Origin of the sequence: Sessilibacter corallicola (genome assembly GCF_021290925.1) — a bacterium.
Lineage (GTDB): Bacteria > Pseudomonadota > Gammaproteobacteria > Pseudomonadales > Cellvibrionaceae > Sessilibacter > Sessilibacter corallicola.
The window spans coordinates 335,905-352,031 of the sequence record NZ_JAJSLX010000001.1 but is presented as its reverse complement, the minus strand read 5'-3'; the positions used below and the strand labels follow the sequence as shown (position 1 = coordinate 352,031).

Below are 16,127 nucleotides of genomic sequence, written 5' to 3'. Positions count from 1 at the left end.
GATTATTGTGATTTTGCTAACCGAACACCCGTAAATTGCCAACGATCGGGAGGGTAGAAAAAGTTTCGGTAACTGGCGCGGGCGTGGTTTTCGCTGGTAACGCAGGAGCTGCCTCTTAAAACAAGTTGGTTGGCCATAAATTTGCCGTTGTATTCACCGACGGCGCCTTGGGCTGCTTGGTAGCCAGGGTAGGGACTGTATGAACTGGAAGTCCATTGCCAGCATTCCTGATACAACTGAGTTATTGTTGTGCTGTTGTTTTCTTGTAGAGGTTTGGGTGTGAGTACTGGCGATTTTTCAGTAATAACAGATTCGCTTTGCGCGGCATTTTCCCATTCTGCTTCTGTTGGTAACCGCGCGCCACACCAACTGGCAAACGCATCGGCTTCATAACCACTTAAATGACAAACGGGTGCGTCTGGGTTTATCGGTTGGTTGCCGTGTAATGTGTAGTGGTGAAGAACGTTGTCAACATCATTCCAATACAACGGCTTTTGCCATTGCTCTTTTTGTATTAAGGCCCAGCCGTCCGATAACCATAGTTCAGGGCGTCGATAACCGCCGTCGGCAATAAATTCCATGTATTCGCCGTTAGTAACCAAACGGTTGGCCAGTGAAAATGGTTCCAACCATTGTTTGTGCCTTGGGCCTTCATTGTCGAAGTTAAACGATTCATTGTCAGCACCGATTTCAGTGATTCCACCGTCGAAGCTTGTCCACGTCAATGGTTGAGCGGTGTGTTTTGAAAAAAGTTGTTGCTGTAATTTTTGAGGCAGCTCTTGATATGTTGGAAACAGTGGGTTGAAAGATAAACTGTATTTTAGGTCAGTAAAAAATAATTCTTGATGTTGTTGCTCGTGTGCAATGCCTAGGCGGATTAAATATTCTTGTTCCGCCGTCAGTTCGTTGGAAAGTAATTCAAGCATGTGTTCGTCAACATAGGCTCGGTACTCTAAAACTTCTGCCACTGTAGGTCGAGTAATAAGTCCGCGCCTGTTTCTTGGGAACTGAGGGCCGACGGCATTGTAATATGAGTTAAATAAAACGGAGTATTGCTCGTTGGGTGATTTGTAATTTTTAACGTTAGGTTTGATTAAAAAAGTTTCAAAAAACCAAGACGTATGAGCAATATGCCATTTGGTTGGGCTGGTAAAAACCTCAGCCTGTAAACTGTAATCTTCAATGGCTAATGGCTCGCAAATATTGACGCTGTATTTTCGGCAGCGCTGGAAATCCAAAAGTAATGATGGTTTATTCTTCATAATAGTTGCCGTCCCATCGACAAATTCCACCCACACGAATGGTTTTATTTTTTCTTTCTGCAAATAGTAGCCCCCCATTGGGGGATAGTTGTTTTAAAGTGACTCTTTGATGTTTAATTTTCCAAAAGTTCGCGAGAATTCTAATGGCGGACCCCGTCGCGGTGTCTTCTGGATTTCCGTACTGAGGTGCAAAATATCGGAAAAAAACTGTATTTTTGTCGCTACTGGATTGTGATGTATAAATAATCGCACGTTGAGTAAATTGACCAATAGTTTCTTTTGGAGCGTTTAACCGTTTTAGATCAATATTGTCGTCAAATTGCACAACACAATAGCCATTGTCAGCGGCTGTTTGAGCGTACCTGAGTGGTTGGTTTGGCAGATCTAATTGCTTTAACCAAATTGGCGGGTCTTGAAAATCACAAACAATTTCTCCGAATTCTAACCAAATAATTTCTTCGTCTAGTGTGACATTGCTAACACAGTTAGACATAGATAAGTAAAGCTGTAAGTTTTTACGATTACTGTTTGTTGCATTTGCTGTATCGGTTGAGTTCTCTGAAGTAAAAATTTGATTTTTAATACAATAGGCCGCGCTCAGCATGCCGTGTCCGCAACATTGGATAGCAGTATCGTTTTGTTTGCACTCTAGTGAATAGCCTTGCGAAGATTGAGATATTTTTTCGGTGCTGATACTACAGCTGGTAATAGAAGGAAATGCAAAACTCGATTCGCGCGTTACGTAGCAAGGATTGCCTGAATGGTTGATGCTTGGGTCGACAAATGCATAAATTTTACATGCTGTTTTTTTCATGGATTTGATTGACGGGCATTCAATTAATGATACGCAATAATAATTCTTATATGAAAGCTGTTCATATCTATCTGTAATATAGCGTTAAATATCAACAAAAAATTATTGTGTTATTAATGTTGTTAGATTGGCTAATGATTATAGCAGGATTATCTTACACGAGGTGATTTCGAATGAATATGAAATTTACGTCACCTTTTGAAGTATTTGTTACACAGATAGTCGATCATTTGTTTTTCATCACAAATTTAATTTTTAATCATTATTAATTATTTGTGTATTGGTTATTTACCCATTTTATAAGGATGCTTGTTTACACATGGCAGAAGTGATTTTTAACTGCTGTAGATGATTTCTATGACATTCTTCTCTTTTTATTAATCGCATACTGTTGGTGATCATACGCTGAAAGTTTTTAACTAAGGTTACACTCGACACATTTATAGATTGTGGTGTGGTAGATGTCAGTGGTTCATTCTTTAGTTTGGAGCTTATAAAATTTTACGAGGTGCTATATAAAGACGTTGGAATTGAGATTTCAATAGTGATAAGTGATTGAAATTATAAAGAAATCGCAATTTCTAAATTCACTGACAGTTTATGCGTCGATATGTAATGAGTTTGACCGAAAGTGTCAATTCACTGTGGATATTTGTCTATATTGGCGTGATTCACGGATTGTCTTTGAAGTGATATTTCTCGTTGTCGTTATTGCTTGTGTGAATGATAATGATCTTTTTGAAGGGGTGAGGTATAACTTTGTTGCATTACACCGAGCAGGAATTTGATTTAGGTTACTTGAAACTACAAGCGCGAGTATGGGGGCAAGGTAAAAGTCGTAAGATAATCGCCCTACACGGATGGCTGGACAACTGTGCCAGTTTTAACCAATTGGCGCCATTATTGGATGTACACATCGTAGCGTTGGATATGGCCGGCCATGGTTTAAGCGGCCACCGTCAACACTTGGCTCCCTACAATATTTGGGAAGATGTGGCTGAGGTTTTCGCTGTCGCTGATCTACTCAACTGGGAGACCTTCTCTCTTTTGGGACATTCTCGTGGCGCAATGATTTCAACTCTGGCGGCGGGAACCCTGCCAAAACGTATTGATCATCTCGGTTTAATTGATGGTATTTGGCCAGATCCGAGTGTTGAAGAAGATGCGCCAAAACAGCTTGCTCAGTGTGTGTCACAGTTGCTCAATCCCAATCGTAAGCAAGCGACTGTCTATCCCGACTGGGAACACGCAGTGAAAGCACGGATGAACTCGGTATTTCCTATTACTCGTGAATCATCGGAATCCCTCGCAGAACGAGGTGTTATTTCTCATGCCGGTGGTTATATCTGGCGCGCTGATCCCAAATTGCAGTTACCTTCGGCGGTAAAACTGACCCGCAATCAATGGCACGCGTTTGTCCATAAAGTTGAGGCAAAAACTCATCTGATCCTTGCCGATGACGGTTTGCGTAAACATATCAGTGACATGTACGAGGAGTTGGCGCATTTTCCGCACATCAGTGTGAGTCTACTAGAAGGCGGCCATCATCTTCATATGGAAGGTGAAGCGGAAAACATAGCTGCAATTCTTAATCCGTTACTTCAGGAATAAATGAGTAAATTCGCGCCAATTGGCATGAATATGCATCTATGGCAATGACGTGGAAAATATCGTTAAAAAATTTTAGGTTTTAACTTCGGAAAAATCGATTTATAACCGCAATTGCAGCACGGCACGAACGTTTAGCGTAAAAGCAAGAAACACGGAAAAACGTTAGGGTTAACCATAATTTACAACCGAAACTCGGCAACTTTTGTCAAAAGTATGTTTGAGTCGAATGTTAATTTGTTAGACTAATTCCAGAAGTTCGCTTAAGTCGTGTTTGCGAGATAAATTCAATTCTCATCCTTTTGCTGAACTGCCTAGGAAATACTTTAACAGTAGATTCCCTGAGTGACTCAACTGGGGCGTAACGTAAGCCGGGAGATAACGTAAAAAGCATCTGAAAATTACCCTCTTTAACAAATAAGTTATTAATGTAGATGACTGACAGACGTTAACAGAAGGTATTGAAGGTATAAGAAAACGAGCTTTTTATGAATCATACTCACGTGCTATTGATTGCTGTTGAAATAGAACGTCACTGTACTAGGCAGTTATTTTTGAAGGGATTTCAGTGAGTTAGAAAGTAATAATGTATAAAAGCAAAGTCTTTTTTGGTCACGGTTTTAAAAATTGGGCGGCTGTCTTAACCTTTTTTTGTGCTTTGTGTGGCACCTTGCCAGTCAACGCTTTGGAGCTAGTGCCGTTTCCAGGGTCCAATCTGGTTGATGAATCTAACAACAATGGTGACTATGTAGTCGCGCTCGGGCCTATGCGCAACATCAACAGTCGTTGGCGGGCGGAGAATGAACAGTTAGTTCAAGGTGAAGTTTCTAGAATTGTCTACGAATTGCCTAGAGCCCACGATCTTTCTGAGGTTATGCAAAGTTACTACGCGCAGCTTCAGCGCTTTGATGCAACGCCACTGTTTGTCTGTCAGGGACATACCTGTGGCAGTAGCGCGAGTTGGGCGAATGAGCATTTTGAAGAGCGTCGACTCTATGGCTTAGATCAATTTCAAGATCTCGCCGTGTTCCAAGTTATTCAGGAGCAAGAGGTAACGCTGGCAACGATTTACGGTGTGACTCGGGGTAATCAGCGCAGCTATTTGTTGATTGATCTTGTAAAAATCGATTCTTCCCGCGTTATCGATCAAACCCCAACTGTTAAAACCGTTGAATCCATCATAAAAGGCAAGCGTTATCTCCCGTTGCCGATCAATCTGGTTGAGGGTGAATTTATTTTAACGGAGGGCTTTGGTGCGGTTTTAGCGCAGTTTTTGAAATCTTCTCCAAGCACCAATATTGCGTTGGTTGTGAGTGATCATCGTAATGATCGCTTATCGCAAAATATCGATAATTCCACAGGCATTGCTGAAAGTCTGTATCAACAGCTACAAAGTGCCGGAATTGCCGCAAATCGTATTGAAGTACACGGTGTGGGGAATTTGATTCCCGGAAAGAAAAATGCGGTCGCCGCTTGGGTAATATCGGTGCGATAACACCGAATAAGAAAGAATCAATAAAAAAGCCGCTATTAAGCGGCTTTTTTTGTGGCCAGCTGGAAGTTTAGCTATTAGCGACGAGCGCTAAGAATTCTGATCTTGTCGCTTGGCTTTCTCGGAAAGAGCCCAGCATTGAAGAAGTCTTCATGACGGAATTCTGTTTTTCGACACCTCGCATCATCATGCACATGTGTTTGGCTTCGATAATTACGCCAACACCGCGAGCATCAGTCACTTCTTGAACGGTTCTTGCGATTTGAGTGGTCAATTGTTCCTGAATTTGCAGACGTCTGGCAAACATATCCACAATGCGAGCGACCTTAGACAAGCCAAGCACCTTGCCTGTGGGTATGTAGGCAACATGTGCGCGACCAATAAATGGCAGTAAGTGATGTTCGCACATCGAATACAATTCAATGTTTTGTACGACAACCATCTCATTGGAATCCGATGGAAATAGGGCGCCATTGATCACTTCTTCCAGGGTTTGATTGTAGCCACGGGTCAGATACTTGAACGCTTTTGCTGCGCGCTCGGGGGTATCTTGCAGTCCAGGGCGGTTCAAATCTTCACCAATGGAGGAAATAATTTCAGCAAAATGCTCTTTCATATCGGAATCTCGGTAAATAAGTCCGTCGACACTCAGTCAATGACGAGTCGCGGATTTGACTAAAAATTCAAGTTTTTAATGCATTCATTATAGAAGGATTAACTTATTCAAAAGCTAACCGACTAAAAGTTAACCTATTACAAGCTAGGCTACTATGGTTTCACTCGGCGATGACACTACCAAGCTGCTTAAAAAGGTTGCATACCCTACGTCATGATTATGCTCTGGTAAAGCCGACAGCCCATTTTTCAAAGTCAGCTTCTCAAAAAATGGGCGATCAGCTCACTGATTAATTGAAACTATCATCGTGTTCATAGCCTCTCGGTTAGCCTCTGTCCGCTTACAGCGCTGGTTTTGTATCGAAATACCGTTAAAATAGCCGCTTTTCTATCCGAGGGTTGTTTGAGTGACCGCCAAATCAGAAGATGTCTGGCAAGAGGCCAGTGAGCAATTAATTAGCGCGCGCGATGTCATTCGTTTCGGCGCGACCCAAATGGCTCAATCAGACATATACTTTGGGCACGGAACCGACAATGCTTGGGACGAAGCTATTTTCTTATTGTTGGAAGTGCTGCAATTACCCTGGTCTCTGTTGGACTCCATTATTGATGCTCGATTAACTCAAAGTGAGCGAGATCAAGTACTGAATCTTTATTTGCGCCGCATCCACGAACGAAAGCCCGCGCCTTATCTTGTTGGCAGAGCTTGGTTCGCTGAACTTCCATTTTTGGTCAATGAGCACGTCTTGGTGCCTCGATCTCCTTTTGCAGAATTAATCGAAAAACAATTTTCGCCTTGGCTCACCAAAAATCCCGAGCGCATCTTAGACTTGTGCACTGGAAGCGGTTGCATTGGTATTGCTACGGCATTGGCGTTTCCAGAATCAACCGTTGATCTCAGTGATATTTCAGCGCACGCGGTTGATACAGCGTGGCAAAACATCGATTATCACCAAGTGGATGATCGAGTGAGAGCGGTTGAATCGGATTTATTTTCTGCCCTTGATGATCAGCGCTATGACTTAATTATTACTAACCCTCCTTACGTCGATAAAGAAGATTTGGATTCAATGCCAAAGGAATATCATCATGAACCTGAAATTGCGCTTGCCTCAGGCGAAGATGGTTTAGACTTTACGCGACGTTTATTGACCGAAGCAAAAAAACACCTAACCGAAGATGGGTTATTGTTTTGCGAAGTCGGTAATAGTTGGTGGGCTTTAGACGAGGCTTTTCCAGATTTAAACCTAACTTGGATTGAATTTGAGAACGGTGGTCATGGTGTTTTTGTTATTGATGCCAAAACTCTTGCGCAACATTTTTAGTGTTTATTTAAAATAGGTGTATCAATAACGTATAAATTATCGTTCAACAACGTACGAACATTTAATTGCAACGTTTAAAAATATAACTCAGTCAATACCGAAAAGAATTACGAGAAAAATTATGTCAGGCAACACTTTTGGGAAATTGTTTACGGTAACCACGTTTGGTGAAAGTCACGGTTTAGCGTTGGGCGCGATTGTTGATGGCTGCCCTCCAGGATTGGAAATATCCGAGTCGGACTTACAAATTGACTTGGATCGCCGCAAACCCGGACAATCAAAGTTTACTACCCAACGTAAAGAAGCGGATCAAGTAAAGATATTGTCTGGCGTGTTTGAGGGAAAAACCACCGGAACGCCAATCGGTCTATTGATTGAAAATACCGATCAACGCTCAAAAGATTATTCAAATATTAAGGATTTATTCCGACCCGCTCACGCAGATTACACCTACATGCATAAGTACGGTGTTCGTGATTATCGGGGCGGTGGTCGCTCTTCTGCGCGTGAAACTGCTATGCGAGTGGCTGCCGGGGCCATTGCTAAAAAATATTTAAAAGTATTTCATGGTGTTGAAATTCAGGGATACTTAAGTCAACTAGGACCGATAAAAATCGACTCGGTCGATTGGAATGAAATCGACAACAATCCCTTTTTCTGCCCTGACGCCAGTAAAATTGCTGAAATGGAGCAATTTATGAAGGAGTTAAAAGGCAATTCCGTGGGCGCGAAAATTACCGTCGTGGCCAAAGGGGTAAAACCGGGTTTGGGTGAACCTATTTTTGATCGACTAGATGCCGATATTGCTCACGCTATGATGGGGATTAATGCTGTCAAAGGTGTTGAAATTGGCGCAGGTTTTGACAGCGTCGAACAACTTGGTACTGAACATCGCGATGAAATTACGCCCGATGGATTTTTATCCAACAATGCCGGTGGTGTGCTTGGCGGTTTATCTACCGGCCAAGATATCATCGCCCATTTGGCTCTAAAACCAACATCGAGCTTACACATTCCTGGAAAGAGTGTGGATGTGCACGGAAACGAAGTAGAAGTTGTGACGAAAGGAAGACACGATCCTTGTGTTGGTATTCGTGCTACACCCATCGCAGAGGCGATGCTGGCTTTAACCATTATTGATCATTTGTTACGAGATCGCGGCCAAAATGGTGGTGTCGAGCATAATATTCCGGTTATTCCTTCCGAAAAATAGCTGACAATATTAATGGCGAATAAAAAAACCGAGCTTTATGGCTCGGTTTTTTTATGCCTATTTAACGGTGTATTCGTGTTACGGAGCTGATTTGCTTGATGTATGTCAGCGTCAGTAAATCTACAGTTATTAGTATCAGTTTATCATTTAGATCTCTGATGCTTTTTCTCAGAGACTGGAATTAACTGAGCAAAGGCGAGTAATACAGTGTACGGTACAGCGTTATTGTTACATATTTTGGCTGCAACTATTTGGACTGGAGGACACATTGTTCTCTCAGTCGTTATTTTGCCTAAAGTTCTTATTAATAAATCCGCACAACAACTCATAGAATTTGAATCCGTCTACGAAAAAATTGGTATGCCAGCCTTGATTGTGCAAGTGTTAACGGGTTTTTGGCTTGCTCACAATCTCGTACCAAATTTTGGTCTATGGTTTGATGCATCGAACCCAATATCCAGAGTTATATTATTAAAATTATCTCTGTTGTTATTGACCGTTGGCTTTGCCTTGGATGCTAGATTTCGGGTTATCCCTACGTTGAATGATGAATCTCTGCTTGATATGGCATGGCATATCATACCGGTTACCTTATTTTCGATTTTATTTGTTGTGGTCGGTGTATCTTTTAAAACAGGGTGGTTTTTCTAATTTAAATTATCGGTTGAGCAGAAGATTGTTGAAAATCTCTAACGATAATATGGTAGACAATAAACTGTATTGGAGAAGGTATGGATTGGGTGAAAATAATTCATGTACTTTGCGCTTATTTAGTAGGGATCTTATTCTTGTCTCGCGGTGTACTTTCATTGCGTAAGAGTGAGCTTTTACAGACCCGTATTTTAAAAATTACTCCACACATTATTGATAGCAGTTTATTGATCTTTGGCTTGATACTCATGTTCAGTTGGAAGTTATGGCCCACCATTCATCTGTGGTTGCTGGCTAAAATAATTGCTTTGTTTATATTCATTGGTTTCGGTGTATTGGTTATGCGCCGAGACAACAGCTTGTCGAAAAAGCTAATCGGATTTGTTGGTGGATTGATCACCTATATTTACATAGTCGGTGTTGCACACAGTAAATCGGCTTTGTCTTTCTTTTATGTGTTTGGGTGAAGCTGTTGAGAATAGATGCTTCCATATCTTCTATGTAACGAACTCGATGTAGATATTCTGGCTTTTCAATCGAGAGATAAAGAAAAGAAATAAACTTTAGTATTAAATCGGCTCTTAATACCAGTGCGGAAAACCCTCCAACCTCATTGAAAATACATATGTATCGTTAATAATATTTGCCAGTATAATGATGATCTATAATTCGTGTTTTTGGCACGTTTAGATGTGTTGTATTTAACGGTATTAAGGAAACGTAGATGAGAATTCGAGTTTGGTCGTGGTGTGTATTATTATTTTCCTGTTTATTTATTTCGAATGGTTCTATTGCTGAATCTTCAGTTTGGAAAGTAACGAAAGATGGCAAGTATTTTTATGTAGGGGGCACGGTTCATTTGCTGAGCCCAAATGATCATCCGTTGCCTTCTGAATACGCTGAAGCTTACGCCGATTCTGATGTGCTTGTGTTTGAAACCGATATCAACGAAGCCAGTTCACTGGCGTTTCAGCAAAAATCCATTGCTGCTATGACTTACAGCGATGGCAGAACGCTAAACAGTGTCTTAGACGATAATACCTACAAAAAGCTCAGCGATTATTTAACTTCCAGAGGGATTCCCATTAACAACTTTTCCAAATTTGAGCCTTGGGGCGTGAGTTTGGTTATTACTGTTATAGAGTATCAACGTTTGGGAATGTCTCCTGCGTTTGGCGTTGAAGAATATTTCAATAAATTGGCGGCGAAAGATAATAAGCAAATTCTTAGTTTAGAAACAACCGATCAGCAATTGTCGTTTTTAGAATCTATGGGGGACATTGAACCCAATTTAATGGTTAATTATACGCTTCGCGATCTCGATGAATTGCCTAAATTTGTTAATGTTCTAAAGACAAGTTGGCGAGAAGGCGATATCGAGAAGTTCACAACTAATTCTTCTATCGTGAAATTAAGAAAAGAATTTCCCGATCTGTATGACACCATTGTCGTGAATAGAAATAACAACTGGATGTCGATATTGGCTGAGCTAACCAACAATACAGAAAAGGAATTTGTGCTTGTGGGTACGTTGCATTTGAACGGAAAAGAAGGTGTTTTAAATCAGCTCAAAGCTCGTGGATTTTCTATAGAGCAATTGTAATTTAAAAGCTTCGTCTATCTCCGATAAGGCAGTTAGAATACAAATGCTAACTGCCTTGTTGAGAAAAAACGCTTAAAATTGATATCCCACGGTTAACGTCAACGTCGAATATATATCATCGACATCATCCTCAAATTCTCTCGTTTCTATAGTAAGATCATTCGCTTGCAATAAATTGTTTGGGTCTCTCGCTTGCAAACGAAAATCAGGATCTTCTGTATTTACAATAAAGTTTGCTTCCGCTTGAAAGTAAAATCCGCGTCTATCACTGAGTCTGTTTCCCCAGCCGAATCCGAAGTAAGGTGCAATGATTTGTTGCTCTGCATCTACTGTTAGGGAGAAGTCGTCACCAGCAGAAATTTGAGTGTTACCCACTCTAAAATTCTGATTGGATTCACTGGTGCCATCCAATTCTGAGTCTAAATAGGCTAGACCGGAAGAGAAATACAAGTTGCGGGTGAAACCTTGAGAAAAAGGATACCAATTTACTCCAGCGGATATGACCGTTAAATTAAGGTCAGTATCGTAATCGGCTCCGTTTAATTCAAAAGATTCGGTATCGTCGGTTGATATACCGTTGATTGAAACTTTGAATTGCAGTTGATCGTTATCGATGAAGCTCCAGTTTGTTTTTTGCGTGTACTGAACACCAACACCGGTTCCGCCTAATTGACCACCAATAGATTTATCTGACGCAGTTGCATTAAATGCAGGTAATAAAATTAATGAAGAGATTAATAATGCGCTTGCTTGAATGTTTTTCATATGTACCTCTGTAATTGGTTAATGAGGTAATCATATTTTTTTAAGTTGACTGAGTCTGTATCCAGAGTGGGTCTTTTAAAGACAAACTGAGTGCCTTTGAGACAAATTGAGACAATAAAAAATACTGTTTTCTTACTGTATTCTTTCTTGCTGTTTTCTTTCGTAGAGCAGTAATATCTTAATGTAACATGAATAAATCTTTAGGATGAATGATTTTTTAGGGGCCAACGAATCGTTATTGACGCTCCACCTAAACTTGAGCGGTTTATTCTTGTCTCTCCCATGTGCCAAATGGATATTTGGTTGACAATTGCCAAACCTAACCCGTGACCTTGACGAACATCTCGTTCGTTATTATTTATTTGAGTAAATGGTTTTAATAAACTCTCCCAGCTTTCTTCTGGTATGCCGGGGCCGTCGTCTTCTATGGATAATTCAATCATATCGTTAGATAAACACGCAGTTATAGAGATCGAAGATTCTGCGTATTTGTTGGCGTTTGATAACAGGTTTTGAAGTGCCCGAGTTAATGCCCTTGAATCTATCCAGACTTTATTTGTTTTAAAGTACGGATCAACAGTGGTGGACAATTTGTGTTTCGTATTCGAGTCTTGAAACAGTTCTACTTCTTCATCGATGATTTGGCACAAATGGGTCAGTTTAAAATTCTTTGCATCGCTGGAACGACTGTAACGAGAGTGAGTTAAAAGTTGATTGATCAGGTAATCTAAATTGTCGATGCTTTTGTTAACAATGTGTTGGTATCTTTGCTTGTTTTCTTGGTTATTTTCATCATTTAACATTTCTACAGCAAATCTAAGTCTGGCCAACGGTGTTCTTAGATCATGAGCGACGGAGTTTGTTAATTCTCTGTTCGATTGAATTAGATTTTGAATATCGTCTGCCATAAGATTAAAAGAGTGGCTCAATCGAGATGCTATGGATGAATTTTTTATGGTTGATCGAGCATCGAGTTGGCCTTGGCCGAAATTTTTTGAGGTTTTATCCAAATGTTTTAGATCTCGCCACAGAGGGTAGAGCCATAGCGATAAGGCTAATGCGAGAGTTATTAATACACAAACAACAAGTGTGCTGAAGTAAATAATAAGGACGTTACCATTGTTGGGTGTTGGACCAATGGTAATGTAGCCCCCGGTGGGGTGGTGGGGAATGAAAAAAATAACTTGGTTTTCACCGGACCAAAAATAACCGTGTTCGGCCAATTGTTTTTCGTTTAAGGGTGTTAATGTGACATTTTCTTTCTCAGTAAACTGAGCCGGAAATTCGAAAAACTGACTCAATTCGGCCAGGGTTACGTTGAGTTCTTGTTGAGAGTGACGTTGTAAATATCGATTAAGTAGGACAACGGTTCCCTTTGATTGCCTGGCATTTTGCGCTTCATTTGAGTCATCAATTAATAAGACAATGTAATGGTCTGTATTTTCAACCCGCTTTATCAGTGTTTCAATATCGTCATCGTCTCGGAAAATGGTTTCGTCTGCATTTAGCGTTCGGTTTAACTGCCACTGATCTTCTAGAGCGTTATGATCAACCAGCGAAACTTCATAACCAAACTCTGGTGCTAATGTTTCAATGGTTTCTTGCCATTGTTTTTCTGGTTTACCTTTTAATTCTTCTTCGATAAGCTCAAAAGTACCTCTGTGTACGCTTACATGGTAATTCGTCAACGCTCTTTTAGCGGCATATACAATTGGGTTAAGCGATTCGAAAAAAAATAACCACGTAATAGGAACTACAACTAGAAGCAGTAATTTAATCAGCGATTTGAACATAGTGTTTAGTCTTTCAGTTCACAAGATGACAATAGATAACCTTTGGCTCTGACGGTTTTAATGGGATTTTTACCGGTAAAGTTTTCTAGTTTTTTACGCAAGCGCGATACTTTTCGATCGATGGTTCGATCCAATCCGTCGTACTCGACACCTCTAAGGTCGCGTGCGAGCAAGTCTCTGTGAATGATTTCGTCGGGGCGATGGGCCAGCAGTGTCAACAAATCGTACTCGCCTGTTGTTAGTGTAATTTCTTGTTGTTTCCAGCAGACTTTTCGAGAATTGGTTTGTACGCTCAGATGACCAATGATGATTTGGTTTCTGTCTTTGGGGAGAATAGGGTTGTTGACCTCGTTGGATGACGAATTTCTCGACCTTCGCAGTACCGCTTTAATTCGCGACAGCAGTAACCTGGGTTGTACTGGTTTAATGATGTAGTCATCCGCTCCGAGTTCCAGCCCTAGCATTTGGTCCATATCTTCGTCTAAAGCTGTGAGCATCAGGATAAAACCACGATATTGCTCTCGGACCAATTTACACACCTCCATCCCGGTAAGATTAGGAAGCATAATGTCTAGAATGACCAGTGCCGGGTTAATTTCTGGGATTCTTCGACTGGCCTCTAATCCATCGTGAATAACAATCACGTTGAAACCATTTTTACTGAGATATTCTTGAGTCAGTTGTGAGAGTTCTAAGTCGTCTTCGACTAAGACAATGTCAGAATCTGCAGAGTTGTTAGTAAGTGGATTCATTGGTTAAATTATATCCAGGGAAGATCAATTATACCGGACAATTGTAGCCAATTTAGGGGTAAAGGGTGAGTGGAGTATTGTGACGAAGTGTGACTGATAGCCTCGATTATACGTATTAACGGAGCAGCTGATGAGGTGGTTGGTGGAATGATTAAGGCGTATATCGGCAGTTTTTAATGTTGAATGAGCATTAGCGGAAAAATCAAAAACAGAATTCGTTATTTCTTTCGGTTGATTGCATGGCTGAATTTTAAGAGTGTATAAAATAGGGTGTGTTTATGATGTATTTAGTAATTTAAAAAATACTATTAACTCTATTAAGTTCAATTTCGAAGGCTTATTTTTTAATAATTTTTCACCTCAATGTATTGAGATAAACCGTTAGAAATGGTTTTAATGGATCGAAATAAAATAACCGTAAATAACGTTGTTTAGATGGCAGTTAGTGTTGAAATTACTGGGTGTAAAACTGTGAAAGTAACCCTGTGATCCTAATAAATTTATGGTATAAAATGCTTTGTCTGAGTATTTTGTTTCCCGGTTAGACATATATGTTTTTGAGGCAGATTACGTGCTACTGGGTTTCTGAGTTTTAATTGATACGTAAACGTTTGAGATTTATCAATGTTAAAATTTATCACGGGTAATATTGCGGTAACGTGCCTTCTTTGTTCTTTTATGGTTTCAGCTCAACCATTTTGGCAAGTTAAATCGAGCGCGAATGGCGATGACCCTGTGACTGTTGAGTTGTCTAAATCGGGTTCGGATAATTTTAAAGAAGTTATCAGTTCGGTTGAATCAAAAGGATTAAATTCAATCGATTTAGGACGTGTGGCTCATTCTGGTGATCACCGATTTCAATCTCAGGTATTTGGCTACTTATTCGCTAATCACAAAGACGAATTGTCAGATGTATTAGCCGCTCGCGGCGGAGCTTATAAAAAAGCGCTGCAAGGGTTAGAGCCTGGCTTTAAAAAGGCTGTGTTGTCTACTTCATTGGTTAGAAAGCTTTCTCAAACATTGGATGAGTTTTGTTACGATATTGATGAATTACAACTAAAAGATTTTTTGGTGTTTTCAAACAATAATTCACCCAACTTTGATGCTTACGTGATTCTCAAAGTCAGAGGCTGTGCAAGGGATGAATTAACCGCTTATAAAGCTCCGGCAGTACAGACCAGAGCTTTATAAATTAAACGCTATTAAAAATGGAACGTAAGCGCTGCGTATATACCATCGATAGTGATGTCTGTGTCAAAGTCATCCAAATCGTCGAGTTCTAAATTGATAGATCGGTAACCCACTTCAACACCTAAGTCGATAACACTTTCATAGGCATAGCCGCCTTTCACAGTAAAATCACTTAAAGTGCTTCCCTCAAAAGTCACGTAATTCGCATCGGCACCCACGTAAAAACCAGTAAACGGGAGATCGAATTGTATTTTTGCGTAACCCATTGGCACACTGGCATCAATATCAATGCTTTCTACACCCGTTGTTTCGCCGGCAACGGTCGCTTCGCCATCGAATGTGCGAATGTTCAGGCCCAAATCCAGTGACACAACGTTGTCTAACACTTCGTAGTAAAAAATTGCATCGGTGTGGGTTAGGTCTAACTCAGTTGCTACGGTTTCGTTTACGTCGAACGTGATGTCGTCAAATTCGAACGTTTCAGTCAGTGTGGCAACTTCGTCGGTGTCCATCTCGGTACGTTGCAATTTTATGTTGGGTAAAATTGGAATCGGATGCTCAAGTGCGATATAGGCAAATGAGTAATCGTCATCATCGAAACCGAGGTCTTCGATATCCAAACCACTGCGGCCAATATCACCGCTGTACTCTGGATTCCACGAGCCGACGCCCGCGTAAATGCCTAGCGTATCAGCGTGAAGTACTGGTGAGAGTGCAGCAAGCCCTAATGCGGATATGAGCAATTGCTTTTTCATTCGTGATTCCTATTGTCAGTATGTTGTTAAAATAATTTAAACTTTTATCGAAATTAAATTGTGATCTATGTTAGTTGCATTTGTAACTATAAATTGATGCAGTTGTCACTTTTTAGAATTATTCACGTTTGTTGAAGTGAATGTGGTATCGGATCTTTGGATTTAATTCTTTAAACGCCTAATTATTTATTATTTGAATATTAATCAGTGGCAGACTGTCGTTGATCTTTTCAACACAAGCAAATATTAATACTCAGAATAGTGTAGTTTTTAGTATTGGGGTAGCAA

General features: G+C 40.5%; 15 protein-coding genes. 8 read left to right on the top strand and 7 right to left on the bottom strand.

The genetic code is table 11. The annotated features are described in order from the left end of the window. Positions 1-2: 2 nt before the first annotated feature. Together egtB and LU361_RS01390 are read right to left on the bottom strand one after the other, a co-directional pair. Complete coding sequence (gene egtB / locus LU361_RS01395; protein ID WP_233086526.1) at positions 3-1,262, bottom strand: ergothioneine biosynthesis protein EgtB; 1,260 nt, start codon at positions 1,260-1,262, stop codon at positions 3-5. Continuing rightward, positions 1,252-2,076, bottom strand: a complete 825-nt coding sequence (locus LU361_RS01390; protein WP_233086525.1) for a PhzF family phenazine biosynthesis protein — start codon at positions 2,074-2,076, stop codon at positions 1,252-1,254. Before LU361_RS01390 ends, egtB begins: the two co-directional genes overlap by 11 nt. Positions 2,077-2,835: 759 nt before the next feature. Between LU361_RS01390 and LU361_RS01385 the strand changes: the two genes are divergently transcribed. Beyond that, entirely contained in the window at positions 2,836-3,687 is an 852-nt protein-coding gene (locus tag LU361_RS01385) for an alpha/beta hydrolase (RefSeq protein WP_233086524.1), read from the top strand. A 583-nt stretch (positions 3,688-4,270) separates the two neighbouring features. Continuing rightward, positions 4,271-5,179, top strand: a complete 909-nt coding sequence (locus LU361_RS01380) for a DUF4892 domain-containing protein (RefSeq protein ID WP_233086523.1) — start codon at positions 4,271-4,273, stop codon at positions 5,177-5,179. Positions 5,180-5,246: 67 nt separating this feature from the next. Here LU361_RS01380 and folE read toward each other — a convergent pair whose 3' ends face one another. Further along, a complete protein-coding gene (gene folE / locus LU361_RS01375; protein WP_233086522.1) occupies positions 5,247-5,792 on the bottom strand; it encodes a GTP cyclohydrolase I FolE in 546 nt (181 codons plus the stop codon). A gap of 406 nt (positions 5,793-6,198) precedes the next feature. Between folE and prmB the strand changes: the two genes are divergently transcribed. The 5 genes from prmB to LU361_RS01350 all read left to right on the top strand — a co-directional run bounded on the left by prmB (position 6,199) and on the right by LU361_RS01350 (position 10,583). Next, complete coding sequence (gene prmB, locus LU361_RS01370; RefSeq protein ID WP_233086521.1) at positions 6,199-7,116, top strand: 50S ribosomal protein L3 N(5)-glutamine methyltransferase; 918 nt, start codon at positions 6,199-6,201, stop codon at positions 7,114-7,116. A gap of 121 nt (positions 7,117-7,237) precedes the next feature. Next, a complete protein-coding gene (gene aroC, locus LU361_RS01365; RefSeq protein WP_233086520.1) occupies positions 7,238-8,329 on the top strand; it encodes a chorismate synthase in 1,092 nt (363 codons plus the stop codon). Between the two features lie 207 nt (positions 8,330-8,536). Further along, positions 8,537-8,980, top strand: coding sequence for a CopD family protein (locus tag LU361_RS01360; protein WP_233086519.1), 444 nt, complete (start codon positions 8,537-8,539; stop codon positions 8,978-8,980). Positions 8,981-9,060: 80 nt separating this feature from the next. Beyond that, positions 9,061-9,447 carry a SirB2 family protein gene (locus tag LU361_RS01355; RefSeq protein WP_233086518.1) on the top strand — a complete coding sequence of 129 codons (387 nt, stop codon included), beginning with the start codon at positions 9,061-9,063 and terminating at the stop codon, positions 9,445-9,447. A 257-nt stretch (positions 9,448-9,704) separates the two neighbouring features. Then, positions 9,705-10,583, top strand: a complete 879-nt coding sequence (locus LU361_RS01350; RefSeq protein WP_233086517.1) for a TraB/GumN family protein — start codon at positions 9,705-9,707, stop codon at positions 10,581-10,583. A gap of 72 nt (positions 10,584-10,655) precedes the next feature. On the opposite strand, the gene LU361_RS01345 is transcribed toward LU361_RS01350, so the two are convergent. From LU361_RS01345 to LU361_RS01335, 3 genes are all read right to left on the bottom strand, one after another. Beyond that, positions 10,656-11,348 carry a hypothetical protein gene (locus LU361_RS01345; protein ID WP_233086516.1) on the bottom strand — a complete coding sequence of 231 codons (693 nt, stop codon included), beginning with the start codon at positions 11,346-11,348 and terminating at the stop codon, positions 10,656-10,658. A gap of 200 nt (positions 11,349-11,548) precedes the next feature. Then, positions 11,549-13,036 (bottom strand): ATP-binding protein, encoded by a 1,488-nt coding sequence (locus LU361_RS01340; RefSeq protein ID WP_233086515.1) that lies wholly within the window; start codon positions 13,034-13,036, stop codon positions 11,549-11,551. A gap of 110 nt (positions 13,037-13,146) precedes the next feature. Further along, a complete protein-coding gene (locus LU361_RS01335) occupies positions 13,147-13,893 on the bottom strand; it encodes a response regulator (protein ID WP_233086514.1) in 747 nt (248 codons plus the stop codon). Positions 13,894-14,517: 624 nt separating this feature from the next. On the opposite strand from LU361_RS01335, the gene LU361_RS01330 reads away from it, so the two are divergent. Next, complete coding sequence (locus LU361_RS01330; protein WP_233086513.1) at positions 14,518-15,084, top strand: hypothetical protein; 567 nt, start codon at positions 14,518-14,520, stop codon at positions 15,082-15,084. Between the two features lie 11 nt (positions 15,085-15,095). Here LU361_RS01330 and LU361_RS01325 read toward each other — a convergent pair whose 3' ends face one another. Next, entirely contained in the window at positions 15,096-15,839 is a 744-nt protein-coding gene (locus LU361_RS01325; protein WP_233086512.1) for a TIGR04219 family outer membrane beta-barrel protein, read from the bottom strand. Positions 15,840-16,127 lie beyond the last annotated feature (288 nt).